This window comes from uncultured Roseobacter sp. (genome assembly GCF_947493125.1).
In the GTDB taxonomy this organism is placed as follows: Bacteria; Pseudomonadota; Alphaproteobacteria; order Rhodobacterales; family Rhodobacteraceae; genus Roseobacter.
Genome location: NZ_CANLQB010000012.1, coordinates 1 through 13,344, shown reverse-complemented (window position 1 = coordinate 13,344; position 13,344 = coordinate 1). Strand labels below are relative to the sequence as shown.

Below are 13,344 nucleotides of genomic sequence, written 5' to 3'. Positions count from 1 at the left end.
TCTACCAGGTGAGGACAGGCTGTGCGTTACCAATGATTTGTCTCCGATGAAGCGGGCCAAAGTAGCGGCTGTCGAAACTGCCCTCATAGAAGTCCGACAAAAGCAGGTAATGGTTCGGTGCGATCACACCGCCTTGATACCGTTGAAGCGTCCGGCCCTGGACGTCCGTTGCGGCAATATCAGTGTTGCGCTGCACAACGCTATTGACTGACACGGCAGAGCCAACATCGACGATATCACCGGGTTTAGCGGCCACCTTTTTTATGATGGGTGTATATCCTGCAGGGCAGGTCCCCTGTCCGATGTAGTGCCGGCGTCGGGCCTCGCGGAACGCTTCCGTGTCTGGTGGACAGGCAAAGACCAGAGCGCCCAGCTCCGGCGTCCTGTCCAGCGTCTTCAGCAGATAGAAGCCCATGGGATAGCTGGGCGACCCGTTGTAGCGAACACCACCGGCATAGGCCGCAAGCATGGCGACCACCAGCAGGACAAAGCCACCGAGAAGGTGCTTGACCGCCTGTTTGTCGCTGCCAGTCGCATGCCGTGGTCCCGCGATGGCATGATCAAATGTCCTATCCATAGGGCTTCAGAACCATGTCCTTATCGACGACAATCAGGAACCGATAGCCTGGGCGGATTTCGAGCGTGGGCTGAACCGACAGGCTGCGTTCCACGCTGCGTGTCACCACTGAGCTGAAGGTGTCGCCAAAGCTGTCGCGGATGGCATCAGCCACATCATCGGAGTCACCTGAGTCCGTCAGGTTTTCGACACCGGCCCCGATCACAGAGATGAGCAAAGCGGCTTGAAGCGTGCGCCCCCAATGATTATTCACTCGGTCCTCGAAGCCGCCAGCGCCTGCCTGATCCGTACCCGCCATACCCTCGATGTTGATGGCCGAGCCGTTGGGGAACACCAGCCGGGTCCACGCCACCAAAACGCGCTGTTGACCGAAAGCCACGTCATTGTCGTAGCGACCAAAGATCTTGGTGCCTTGCGGAATGAGCAGATACTGCCCGGTCGTGCTGTCATAGACGTTTCGGCTGACCTGCCCAATGATCCGCCCGGGCAGATCGCTGTTGATGCCCGTCACCAGAACACCGGGAATGACCGAGCCTTGTTTGAGCTCATAGGGAGAGAGAGACTTTTGGACCGCGCGCTGGAGGTAATCAGATGTGTCCAACCGCTTAGCGCCGTCCAGAAAGGCGGCTTTGGCGGCCTCTTTGCTCGCCTCAACGGTCTCCGCAGTTCTGGACCCTTGTATGGCGGTAAGCGCTTCACTAGCAGTCAGGGGCTGCCCGGCGCCCTGTGGTGTGGCTGTCGGCGCTCCCTGCCGTGCCGATTGCGTGCCGGGCAGGCCGGGGAAGGCCACACCTGCGGTTGCAACCGCCTGCGCATTGGTCGTTGGACCTTGACCATTGCGCGGATTCTGGGCGCCATCGAGGCCCGGCAAAGCCAGTCGGGTGTTCGAGTTGAGCGCATCGGTCTCAAGCCGATCCTCCAGCTGCATTTGCTGCATCAATCGTTCGTCTTCATATTCCGCAATGCGCGAGGCGAGCCGTGCCCGTCGATCAACTTCCGTCGTCGGCGACGCCGTTGGCGTGGCGACAGGCCGCACGGCGCTTGGCGTGACCGGATCTGACGTCTCGACTGTCTCTGCAAAGGAGGGGCCAAGATCTACAGGCTCCGCGCTGATGATGCCGTCAGGCTGTCCGCTTGTGAGTGCCGAGGCATCATCGCCCGCACTCTGGCGGCTCTCTTCGCTTGCAACATCGGTGCCCTCTCGAATGGCCGTCCGGTTCATCAGAGCAAGCGTCATGAGCCCCAGCAAAATAAGTGCGATTGAAACGCCAATAATGAGAGGAAGGCGGTTCAATCGCCGGACGCCGGGGGCACGTCCGGGAGTACCAGAGGGCATGTCCTCTCGCATGTCCTCCGTATTCGCGTTTGGATTGTCCGTCATTGACCAGCCTCCGAGTAGCGGATGGTTTCTGGGGCGGCGGCACGCAGAGTGCCGCCTTGAATCGTGTAGACGCGCGCCACGGAGAACGCCTTGTCGACGCTCATGACCGCCCAGACCGTGGGGCCGTCGAAGGGGCTCAGCGAATACCGAACCGAGCGGGAAGGGGACTGCTTGTTGGGTCGTTTCACGACCGTGACCGCGTATCCTGCGTTGCGCAGCTCGCTTTCCAGCAGCGGTGTGAACTCCGGCGAAACCTCGACGAGCTCCAGCTGGTGCGAGCGCGGGATCTCACGCTTGAGCGGCGGGATGAAATCGCTGGCCAGCAAGGACATCGCCTTTGGTGTCAGCTCATAGTCACCGGCTGAAAAGCTCTGTTGTATGGCGCAGCCGCTGACAGAGGCCGCGATTGCGAGGCTGAGAAGAAACCGCTTCATGATCTTGTCCTTGAAATCTTCACACGAGCGGCGGATCTGCCCGTACCAGCCACAAGGATCGCCTCAGAGAATACGGTATCGACGACATACCGGCTCCCAACGATCCGGTAATTGACCTGCTGTTCGCTGCGGCCCGGGCCGACCACAAGCAGCGTCGGGGCTTCTCCGTTCTGAAAGCCGCGCGGCATGTCGATGTAGGTCTTGCGACCATCGTTATAGACACGCACCGGCGTCCAGCTCTGCCGCCCTCTGATCCGATAGTTGAAGTCGAGATTGCCAGCGACCGGCGCCGCTGCCCTGGGGGCCGACGGCTTGCGGGGTGCTGCGGCCTTTGGCGCAGGCTTTGGTTTCGGTTTGGCGGCTTCTAGTTTGGCCACGACATCCTTTGCCGCCTGCGGATAGCGAAACGCCACGCGGGGCATGTATTCCGTCTCGTGGCTCTTGAGGTTGATGTAGTAGGTCCGCCGATCCGTCATAATTGAGAGCGACGTTTCCACACCGGGCGCCGTAGGCTTGACGAGCACGTGGGAGATCACACCATCCGGGCCGGATCGCGCGCCGTCAAACTGCCACCGGACAATATCCCCGGCATGAACGTTCATGACAGTTTCACCCGGCTCCAGCTGAATGTCGCAGGCGCGAAGCGGCGCACAGACCACCGTGGGAAGGGTTTGGCCAAAGAGGAAGAGCACCGAGCCATCAGGGCCAGGGGCGATGACACCGGGCGTGTTACGCCACTCCGCTGAAAGGTCAGTGGCCCGCTCTTGATCCGGCGTCAGGCCGGTCGGTACCGGCTCGACAGATGGGGCAGGGGGCGGCGCCTCAGGAGGCGTTTCAGCGGGCACGCTCTGGCCTGAGGCGGTTGTGGCAGTGAGGACGGCGACTGTCGCCGCGACAAGTGTTCTGTTCATGACGTTATCTCCGTCAAATCGTAGTCGGTCACGTAAAGGCCAACCGGGTTTTGCATGATGAGCTGCTCGGATGTGGGTGGAATGATCGCGATGGATATGATCGCGCGGAACCGGCGGCGGCCCTGCTCATAACCTTCGCGGTCGTATTCCACTTCCGACCAATCGACCTGATAGGACTGATCGGAAATGCGGTTGAGCGCATGAACACCCACGGAAACGGTGCGGATCTTCGCGCGCTTGAAAGGGTCCCCGCCTTGTTCACGGAAGTACGTGTTCAGCTTGGCCGTCGCAGGATCAGAGCTCGACAGGTAGGAATAAAGCTTGTTGATGCGGTCTTTCTGCAGCCGACCATCGACTGTCACACCGCGCCAGTTTGAGATGAAATCGGCAATGGCCGCTTCGATCACACGTTCTTCGGTATACTGGACACTTGGGGCGTAAGTGCCCGCCTGGGCATTCCCAAGCCGATCCACTTCGACCACGTAAGGAACGATCCGGCTTTGTGAGCCGAGATAGAGCGCATAGCCTGTTGCTCCGATCGCCAGCGTCAGCGAGAGTACCCCGACACCTTGCCAGATACGCGCTTGGCGCACGAAAGAGCCGTAGCGCTCATTCCATTCGGCGCGGGCGGCGAGATATGGGTTTTCGGTTTTTGATCTCTGTTTCATCCCTATTTGTTCCCTGAGTTATCCGCCGGGCTGAGGTAGACTTGCGCTGGATTGCTCTCGATTTTTGGCACCGCTGCGCCCTGGCTCGCACGCTGCTGTCTGAGCCTGTCTACCGTGCGGCCTGCCTGCGAGCCGAAACTGGAACCGGGCGTGCCAGTGATTCTGTCGGCAAGCGTGCTGGCGGACGCGGCGCCGAGGTTCGACATTGTGCCTTTGAACCCAGGATTGCCCTGAGCACTGGCGAGTTTGGACGCTTCGCGGACAGCATGGGCGCCACCAAACGCCCCCCCGGCCATGCCTTTCGCGACGCCTGCGGCCACAGCGCCCCCGGCAGCCGTGGTCGCAACAGCCCGCATCAGTCCACCGGAGCCACCATAAGCCACACCATTGATGATCGACTGCACCATGTCGGGCAGCGACCAAACCAACGCGAGAAAGGTGATTGCGACCCCGAGCAAGATGAGCGCCTGGTCGTTGTCGGCGTCTGCATCAAAACCAGCGACAAAGCCGTTCAAGAGCGTCAGACCCAGACCAATGACAAGCTGTATCACAAAGAGCTTTGCGCCAACGCTGACAATGTAAGTCAGGAAGCGGACCGCGATATCCTTTGTGAAGTTCGAGCCACCAAAGCCGAGCAGAATGATACCGGCGTTGATCAGAATATACATCTCAACAATCGCCAGCAGTAGGATCGCGGCCATTAGTGCGAAAGCGATTGTCATGATCAGGGCGGTGATAATCAGCCCGATAGACCCCGGAACGTCTCGGATCGAAACGTTCTCAGTGAGCGTAGTAGCAATGTTCAAACCGATTTCGAGAACATCTGCCGGTGTGATGGGCACGCTAAGTCCGCTCGCTATGCCGGCGGCCTGCCGAAAACTATCAACGATCTGACTAGCAAAACCTGCGTTAAGAAGCAGGAAGAGGAACAAGCCAATGAACATGATCCTCTGGATCAGTTCTCCGACCCATGTTTGTAGATCCGCACCATGTACGGCCAGCCTGATACCCATCCAAATGAACTCAATTGTCGCAAGCAGAATGAAGAGATTGGTCGCGAGACTGACAATCGTTCCCTGCCATGTGGCTGCCGCATCACGATAGGTTCGCAAAATTCCATCAAGAACATTGTCTTGCGCCATCGCACTTGTTGCCACTGAGGATGCTACGATGAGCAGAACGAAGAATAGCGCCGCCCGTTGAGTCATTGAAACAGGTACCATCTGCTAAAACCCTTCGCCGTCCGTCGTGTCAAAATCTGTTTTCTTACCATAAAAACCAGTGCTGGCTGGTGCGGATGGTTCGGGTTCGCTCACTGTGGCGGGAGGCGTGACAACAAAGATGTTGATGCTCGCCGCAATTGCGACAGAGATCGCTACGGCTATCCCAATGAACATGATCGGTTTCACGGACTAAAACCCCTCGCCATCGCTTGTGTTAAAGGTTGTGGGCGCTCCGTAGTATTCGTCGGTTGAGGCCTTTTCCGCATCGCGAACGGCCTCGCTCTTGGCGAAGTAGGCGCCCATCATCTGCGTGTTCGCAGCGACCAGCTGACGGAGTTTCTGGAACTGTCCGACCTGCTCAAGCGCGACCTGATTGCCCACCTGCAAGAGCTGCGTGCGCCCTGTGTTGGAGTTCTGGTTGCGCAGGGTGTTGATGAAGGCTTCTTCGGTCCCAATCTGATTGATGTTGAGGCCTGTGGCTTCCATGGTCGCAGCAATCGTCTCCCGGTTTCGCTGTGACCAGCCCTGGTATTGCGCGGCATACTGCGCTCGGCTCAGCGGGTTGTTGATGAAATCGCTGTACTGGCCGAACTCTCGCCGGATCACATCGTCAACATTGGCGATGGTGTAAGCCAATGCCTGACCCTGGCTCACAGCCGAGTGGAGCTGCTGTAGATTGCCAGCGATGGGGGACCAAAGCTGTTGCGGTATGGCAAGCGTGTTCGCGACCATATTCTGGTAGGATTGCAGCGCTGTTTGGATCTGCTGGATCTGATTGGTGATCATTGTGACGCGCTGATTGACACCTTCCGCGACGTGGATCGTCTGGCTGGACAACTCCGCCAGATTGGCAAGCTGCGTGACTTCAAGTGCGCCGCCAACGCCGCCTACTGAGCCAGCCGAAACCGGGAGCGCCGGAAAAGCAATGACCATACCTGTGTGAACAAGAAACGTTCTGCGTGTCTGCATTTTAAAGGCCCCTTTCTCTAAGCCAGTGGGTTGTCCAGTCGTCGCCGTGCTTTGCGTGCAGCTCACGGACCCGGCTGATACTGTCGGGATCGCTTGCCCCGACGAATGAGAGTGTCTTTGCGCCAAGCTGCATATCGAAGAGGCGCCGCCCTTCGGGCGAAATCACGTAGTAGTCGCGCTTGGGGATGGCACCCGACACGATGTCGATCTGGCGGCTGTTGAGGCCAAGCGTGCGGTAGAGCTCTTGGGATGTCTCCTCACGTGCTTCCGGATTTGGCAGCAACACCTTGGTTGGGCAGCTCTCCGTCAGGACGTCGATAATCCCGGACCGCATGGCATCTGACAGGCTTTGCGTCGCCATCACCACGGCGCAATTCGATTTGCGCAGCACCTTGAGCCAAGCCCGGATTTTTTCCCGGAACACCTCGCTTCCCAGCATCATCCAGGCTTCATCGAGAATGATGAGCGATGGACGACCATTCACCAAACGGCGCTCGATCCGGTTGAAGAGGTAGAGAAGCACCGGAATTGCAGCCGTCTCGCCTAGCTCCAGGATGTCATCCATCTCGAAGGTCAGAAAATCGCCGTCCCGCAGTGTGTCAGATTCGCTGTCCAAAAGCTGCCCCATCGCACCTTCGATGGAGTAATATTGCAGCGCCTCGCGCAATTCCTTCGACTGCAACGTGTGGATCAGGCTTGAGATCGAGCGATCCGTTTCGGAGGATCGGATCAGGTTCATTGCGCGGTGGATTTCATTGCGGACCTGCGGCGTGACCCTTAGACCCTGCAACTGGATCATGGTTGCAATCCAGTCTTCGGCCCAGGCCAGATCGGCGTCGGTTTCAATCGTTGAGAGCGGGCAGAACAGCAACGGCGAGTCTGGAGCGGCAATGTCGTAGTGCTGACCGCCGCAGGCCAAAGTCAAAGGCAGCATCGAGCGGCCTTTGTCAAAGCAAAAGAGTTGCGCGCCTGGGTATCTCAAGAACTGCGCAGCGATCAGCGCAAGCAGTGTGGATTTCCCGCTACCGGTAGGACCGAAGATCAGCGTGTGCCCGACATCATGGACATGCAGATTGAAGCGGAACGGGGTCGATCCCGACGATGACACCTGCATGAGCGGTGGCGAGTTGTCGGGATAGAAGGGGCAGGGGTTCGCTTCGCGCCCAGCCCAAACCGTATTCATGGGCAGAATGTGGGCGAGGTTGAACGTGTTGATGAGAGGCCGCCGAATGTTCGGGTATCCGTTTCCTGGCAGCGATCCGAGATAGGCTTCAACTGCATTGACCGTCTCGATCCGCCCCACAAACCCCGCGTTGTTAACGACACGACGCACGTAAGCGAGCTGATCTTCCAGCACGGCGGGGTCCTTATGGAAGACAACGATGTTGGCGCTGTAGTACCCGTAGGTGACGATCTGGCTTGAGGCTTCCTCCAAGGCGGCATCGGTATCGCCGACCATCTTGCTCGCATCCTGGTTCTCCGCACTATTCTTGAGGTCCAGAACCTGCGCCGTCATGGAGCGAACCTGGCCCTTCCATTTGCGCCGGAAACTATCGAGCCGCGACTTTGCGTCCACCGGATCGAGGAAGATGAACCGATTGTTCCAACGGTATTCCAAAGGAAGGCTATCGAGGCTGGCCAGAATGCCCGGCATGCTCTCTTGTGGAAATCCGTCTATCGCGACCACACCGATGAACCGATCACCGATCTTCGGCAGGACACCGTGATGGAAGTCTTCGCCAAAGATCGCGTCCAGATACATCGGCACTGGCGGGAGATTGACGGTATGGCGTCTCCCGGTGATGCACTGCTGGATGTGGCTCAGAAAGCCGTCCGGCATCGTAATGGTGCCGTGCTCATCCCCGGTTTCTTCAGCCCAGAGCCGGCGAACCTGGAGGATGTTGCTGAGCAGATCCTCGACCTCGACGATGCTGGCCTTAAAGTCCCAGAGCGCTTTGGTGGCAGCGCTTTGGCGCTTGCCGGTGTCGTCCGTGTAGATCGCGCGTGCCAAGCGGGAATTTGTGATCTCCGGTGGCAGGTACGTGAGGATAAGAACCATCTCAGTTTCGAAATGCGCGTGATCCTGTTCAAAAGACCTGCGCCGTTCATTGTCGATCAACCGCGAGATCGGGTCAGGAAAGTGCGACCTGTCGGCCTCTGGATATCCCGACGATGCGACGCGAACGGCATCCATGTGGATCATGAAGCCAGACCCGAGCCGGTTCAGAATGCCGTTGAAACGGGCGGCGACCGCGTTGCGTTCAAGTGCTGTGCTCGATGTCAGATCAGGCCCTTTCACGGCCCAGGCGGCCATGAGCGACCCGTCTTTGTTCGCAATGATTCCGCGATCTACAACTGCCGCATAGGGCAGGAGATCGGAAAAGCCCTGGTCTTTCGCTCTATGTCTACTCAGAGACCCCATTGATCATCTCCAGGCGCGGATGCGGCGCGATGGGGCAAACACGGTTGGGCGTGCTGCGTAAAAACTGCGGTAGGCGATGTGGCGGCGATAGACACCAGTCATCAGAGGATCGCGCTTTGCGATCTGCCGAAGGATCAACGCCGCGAAGACGTAGAACACAGCTGCGGCGATGACGGTGAACCAGCTCAGGCCGATGAACACGAGCGTGAAGCAGCAGAGTATCAGCAGGAGCATGGGTTCACGTTCGCCCCCAGCAAAAAGCTGGGGGCGCGTGAGCGCCGGATGCAAAGGAACCGGAAGCAGATCGTCCATCTTAGTGTTCAGCCACTGCGACAGACAGACGACGCTGACTGCCAAGTCGCTGAGCCAGCCCGCGGGCGATACCCGCGAGTGCCAGCAACGCCAGAACAGGGACCAGAGTGCCGTTGGTCGCATCGGAACCGATGGATGCGCCTGGTGCTGTGAACAGCGTGTTGAAGAGGGACACGGCACCAACAACCATCGCAACAACAAGTACCACCATGATCAGACGCCGTGCGAACTCGTTGATCTCGCCACCAAAGAGCAGGACACCGCCTGCAATCATGATTGCAATGATCGAGATTGCGATGGCCACGGGGCCAGTCAACGAGTTTTGAATGGTCTGAAGTGGTGTTTCCCACGGCAAGTTTTGCGCCGAAGCCATGGCCTGCTGAGCGGCAAATGACGTGAAGGCGAACACGGCGGGTCCAACGACCCGGCATAGTTTAAGCTGCATAGATAGGTTTCTCCTTTTGCTCGATGATGCGGGTGCGATATTGGCCACCCTGGAAGTCATCGACAGCCACGAGCTCATTCACGCGCCTGCCGTTCTCGGTCTTGGAAATGGAGACAACGAGGTCGATAGACCCCGCGATCAGTGTGCCCATGGGAGCCGTCGTGGCTTCAGCGATGAGCTGTTCCAGCCTTGGTAATGCTGCCAGCGCATTGTTTGCGTGAATGGTCGCGATCCCGCCTGGGTGCCCTGTGTTCCACGCCTTCAGGAGCGTCAACGCCTCACCGCCACGCACCTCTCCCACGATGATCCGGTCAGGGCGCATGCGCAGCGTTGAGCGCAAGAGCCGGGTCATATCCACGTCATCAGACGTGCGCATGACCACTGCATTCTCTTGCGCACATTGGATCTCGGTGGTGTCTTCGATGATCACAACACGCTGTTCGCGCGCGATGGTTGCCAATTCGGCGATCAGCGCGTTCGCCAGCGTGGTCTTTCCGGTGGCCGTACCGCCGCACAAGAGGATGTTCTGGCGATCCTGCAACGCAACACGCAGTGCGCTCGCAACAGAGGCTGAAATGACGCCGGATCGAATGTAATCATCAAGCGAATACAGCGCGATGGCCCGCTTGCGGATCGTGAAGGTGGGGGAGGCGACCACTGGCGCGATCATCCCTTCGAACCGCTCACCGTTCAGCGGCAACTCGCCTGAGACGATGGGTGAGGACCGTGTGACAGTTGTTGATACCGACGATGCAACGGTCCCAATCAGCGCCTCAGCCTGGGCGGCATTCATCCTGCCGATTGTCTTCAGTCCGGTCCGATGTCCTTCAGTCCAAATCAGGCCATCGGGGTTCAGCATGATCTCAGTTATGTTGTCGTCATCGAGCGCCTGAACTATGAGTGGCCCCAGTTCGTTTCGAAGCTTGGCGATCAGTCGTCGCACCTGCTCGTCACGCATCAGTCAGCGCCAGAAGGTTTAATAGGCTGAAACCGCTAGACTTTTCTGGTAGCCGGTTTGGCCAAGTTAGACTTTGATAATGAACCTTATGGTAACAAACCGTCCGAGTTAAAGCGCGCGACCATGCCCTTGCGCACAACCATCGGCGCAACTCCGGCATTGAGTTCGTAAAGAACGAAACCGCCAAGCCCATCGAGCGTTCGGAGCTCTCTCGGTTCTGTGGGCCTTCGAGCGGTCGCAAGTGTCTTGACGTGTCCATCTTGTGTGACGCACCTCAGTATCCAACGGCCTCGATAGCCCGTTGGGAATTTCGTAATCGTCTGGGTGCATTCGACTTCTATGGTCCGACCAGCTCGAAAGTGCGCGACAAACTCGTCCTGCAGTATGAATGGGCTACTGCCTTCAACGTTCATAGTGCCACGCATCGCGTCGAAGCGACCTTCCTCTGGCGTAACACAAACATGTTTTTGAGTTCAACCAATGCTAGAATTTTTCTGAAGGGTAGAAAGTCCACCGGCAGAAATCTGCCTTTCTGCGCCCTGATGCTGAGCGGAATTGCTCTGCCAGCCGTTCTACAGGCAGATCTCTCTTGGCAGAGAATCCTGACCAACATAAGCTGAATTCGAAGGTAATGGGCCGAAAGTGGTCTCACAAATCTCTGAGGCATAGTTCTGGTGTTACGAGCAGGTATTGCCCATCATCACTCTACTAGATCTTTGAAATAATTACGTTTTTCTGGCCCCCTTCAAAATCGATCTGCCGGGCTGGCAAATGTACTCAAAAATCCGACAAGGGACAGCACGTTGTACTTGAAGAAGACTGACAGACACTCACACGCCCTCATCATATCTATGAACGTCGATGCCTCACAGAGAGCATTTTGTGACAGGCTTGCTTTTGAGCTACTCCATCGCGATCGGTCCCAAGCAAGGGAAGCCGGCCCTTGGTCAAGAGCAGCACCGAGGGGTCTTTTTGACGATAACATGATATTGAAATGTCTCTCTCAAGCGTCTGCCAGAATTGACGTCGCTTTCGCAGCTTGTTCTTCAGGCCAGCGGCGCGTCAAAGCCTGCTGATCACTTTTGCAACCCAAGCGGGTCACGTAGATCGAAACAAGTCCATAGCCTGGTCTATGTCTCAAAGAGAGTAGGCGTTTGCCCCGAACTGTGCATTTTCCAATGGCCAGACAACGGCCCAATGGATAGCGTTGTCGTCGCTAGGGTGCATGTCGTCGAGCTCACGTTCTAACTAGAGCACCCCTAAGAGACGGGTCAGCCGACAAGATTGGTGACAAAAGTTCAGCGCCGCTTCAGTGTCCACTTCGCCGGCGCAGATAACCGTATCTGCAGTGTGAGTTTGTCCTTTTGCCTAGACCGGGTTTGGACGCTTAGAAAATTGTCTTTGGCGCGTCGCTTCTCCGTCAATCATTGAGTAAGGGGCCGTCATGCGACGGCCCCCAGGGCATCATTCAGCGACATCTTTGATGTTCGGTTGAAAGGCCAGCAGTTCGGTGACGCCAACGGGAAAGTCGAGCTTCACGGTCAGAAAGGTTTCAGCGGTGTCCCGTTTCGTGTTCTCGAACACTGCGCCAACCCGGCGATATGCAGTTTGTTCGGTGCCGTTGTCGTCGTAGGTTACGGGAACGGTGAGTGTGTAATGTGTCATTGGGTTTCTCCTTGTTTCGATGAAGGTGGATCAACGGATCGAACCAGGGCGCGGTGCAGGCCGAAAATCGGAGGGTTTGCACTTTGGGCGGGAACCGTTTTTCTGCTTGCCGGGGCTCCGCCACGAGCACGCCAAGCCCGCGATGCGTCAGCTCTCATCTTTCCAGAAACAAGGCGGATCTAACCCAGATGCAGCTACACGACCGTCCCGGCCTTATACGCGTATTGCGGCGATAGAAGACAGCGGTGATCCCGCTTGATGCACGGGATCGAGAAGACAGCGGACGCCGGCCCCTCCGCTGCGCTCTCAGGCCGTCGGCATTTTTCCTGTTTGGTAGTCCGCCCAACAGACCTGGCCCGGCCGGTCAATCGGCAAGCGCCCGGCTGAAGCCGGTCGTCGCGTGGCAAGGCCGTGTCCTCGGCTGACGCCTGCGGGCCGCACCACCCCTGCCCCCCGACCGTTGACAGTCCAGTTGTGGAACGTCTCAGACCTTTGACTCTGGTGGATGAGATTTCCGGGGCCGATCAACGGGCCGCGTCACGTAAATCTGACCCAGACGTCAAGCATTTCTGACCCAAGGGCTTCGAAGCTGCGAGAGCTGACGTTGGTTTTGATCGCGGCGAAATCCGGCTGCGAGCCCAAATTACGAATGCTGCCATAAAACAAGCGGTGCTAGGTGACCCTCCTGACATATCTTTGCGTCTGCGTATGCTATCCTGGAAATTGGCTGGCGAGGGAGAACAGAAATGAGCAGCATCGAGAACTTTGTCTCGCAATCAGGAAAGCTGATCCCTGTCTTTCGAATGGAGATAAATACTCGACCGGATGATGCCGAACGTCTGTTGGATGCCATCTTTAAGGTTCATCCGCTTGCCGTTGGTGCTTACGAGCGAAACGCAACGGTAACCGCTCAGGGGGCCGAGACAGGAAGACCTGGAGAACAGACGGTTACGCAGATATACAACGAGGATTTCGAAGCCGACGGAACCGAAGTCTACCCGTCTGTTGAACTGAAGGTATCCTTCGAGCGCGATGTGCAGTTGCTTCAAAAAATCATGGAGGCCGTTCTCGACGCTCATCAGTACGAGGAACCGATTATCCACGTTCGTGAGGAATGGGCCAGCCGCGCAAATTACACGCCAAAGAACAATAATCCGAACCGATGGTGGAACGACGGGCGCGGCACTCCGGAGATGGTTTCGCTGGACCAAAGCCAAAGATAGCTGGTCATCCTGAACGGCAGCAAAGTACCGCACACCAGACTTATAGTAATGACGTGTCCGACGTCGGCAGCGCGGGACAAGGACGAAACCGCTCTCGCGGTATTGGCGCTTACGGCGGATGTTGTGCGCTGATGTAAGCGGCGTGGATTTTGCGAA

The 13,344-nt window shown here is 57.7% G+C and carries 14 protein-coding genes; 1 reads left to right on the top strand and 13 read right to left on the bottom strand.

Annotated features, from left to right (window positions below; translation table 11 throughout):
* Nucleotide 1: 1 nt before the first annotated feature.
* The 13 genes from traF to Q1A71_RS20895 all read right to left on the bottom strand — a co-directional run bounded on the left by traF (nt 2) and on the right by Q1A71_RS20895 (nt 11,965).
* Entirely contained in the window at nt 2-577 is a 576-nt protein-coding gene (gene traF / locus Q1A71_RS20955; RefSeq protein ID WP_299681360.1) for a conjugative transfer signal peptidase TraF, read from the bottom strand.
* Nucleotides 570-1,958, bottom strand: coding sequence for a TrbI/VirB10 family protein (locus tag Q1A71_RS20950; RefSeq protein ID WP_299681358.1), 1,389 nt, complete (start codon nt 1,956-1,958; stop codon nt 570-572). Before Q1A71_RS20950 ends, traF begins: the two co-directional genes overlap by 8 nt.
* On the bottom strand, nt 1,955-2,392 hold the full coding sequence (locus Q1A71_RS20945) for a hypothetical protein (RefSeq protein WP_299681355.1): 438 nt from the start codon (nt 2,390-2,392) through the stop codon (nt 1,955-1,957). Before Q1A71_RS20945 ends, Q1A71_RS20950 begins: the two co-directional genes overlap by 4 nt.
* A complete protein-coding gene (trbG, locus tag Q1A71_RS20940) occupies nt 2,389-3,303 on the bottom strand; it encodes a P-type conjugative transfer protein TrbG (protein ID WP_299681352.1) in 915 nt (304 codons plus the stop codon). Before trbG ends, Q1A71_RS20945 begins: the two co-directional genes overlap by 4 nt.
* Nucleotides 3,300-3,971, bottom strand: coding sequence for a VirB8/TrbF family protein (locus Q1A71_RS20935; protein ID WP_299681349.1), 672 nt, complete (start codon nt 3,969-3,971; stop codon nt 3,300-3,302). The genes trbG and Q1A71_RS20935 overlap by 4 nt, the downstream gene beginning before the upstream one ends.
* A 2-nt stretch (nt 3,972-3,973) precedes the next feature.
* Nucleotides 3,974-5,194, bottom strand: coding sequence for a P-type conjugative transfer protein TrbL (trbL, locus tag Q1A71_RS20930; RefSeq protein WP_299681346.1), 1,221 nt, complete (start codon nt 5,192-5,194; stop codon nt 3,974-3,976).
* 3 nt (nt 5,195-5,197) lie between these two features.
* Nucleotides 5,198-5,380 carry a hypothetical protein gene (locus tag Q1A71_RS20925; RefSeq protein WP_299681343.1) on the bottom strand — a complete coding sequence of 61 codons (183 nt, stop codon included), beginning with the start codon at nt 5,378-5,380 and terminating at the stop codon, nt 5,198-5,200.
* Between the two features lie 3 nt (nt 5,381-5,383).
* Nucleotides 5,384-6,163, bottom strand: a complete 780-nt coding sequence (trbJ, locus tag Q1A71_RS20920) for a P-type conjugative transfer protein TrbJ (protein WP_299681341.1) — start codon at nt 6,161-6,163, stop codon at nt 5,384-5,386.
* A gap of 1 nt (nt 6,164) precedes the next feature.
* Nucleotides 6,165-8,585, bottom strand: coding sequence for a conjugal transfer protein TrbE (locus Q1A71_RS20915; RefSeq protein WP_299681338.1), 2,421 nt, complete (start codon nt 8,583-8,585; stop codon nt 6,165-6,167).
* 3 nt (nt 8,586-8,588) lie between these two features.
* On the bottom strand, nt 8,589-8,897 hold the full coding sequence (trbD, locus tag Q1A71_RS20910) for a conjugal transfer protein TrbD (RefSeq protein WP_299681336.1): 309 nt from the start codon (nt 8,895-8,897) through the stop codon (nt 8,589-8,591).
* A gap of 1 nt (nt 8,898) precedes the next feature.
* Nucleotides 8,899-9,306, bottom strand: coding sequence for a TrbC/VirB2 family protein (locus Q1A71_RS20905; protein WP_299681333.1), 408 nt, complete (start codon nt 9,304-9,306; stop codon nt 8,899-8,901).
* Between the two features lie 25 nt (nt 9,307-9,331).
* Nucleotides 9,332-10,300 (bottom strand): P-type conjugative transfer ATPase TrbB, encoded by a 969-nt coding sequence (gene trbB / locus Q1A71_RS20900; protein WP_299681330.1) that lies wholly within the window; start codon nt 10,298-10,300, stop codon nt 9,332-9,334.
* 1,464 nt (nt 10,301-11,764) lie between these two features.
* A complete protein-coding gene (locus Q1A71_RS20895; protein ID WP_299681327.1) occupies nt 11,765-11,965 on the bottom strand; it encodes a hypothetical protein in 201 nt (66 codons plus the stop codon).
* A gap of 746 nt (nt 11,966-12,711) precedes the next feature.
* On the opposite strand from Q1A71_RS20895, the gene Q1A71_RS20890 reads away from it, so the two are divergent.
* Nucleotides 12,712-13,188, top strand: coding sequence for a hypothetical protein (locus Q1A71_RS20890; protein ID WP_299681324.1), 477 nt, complete (start codon nt 12,712-12,714; stop codon nt 13,186-13,188).
* Nucleotides 13,189-13,344: the final 156 nt, after the last annotated feature.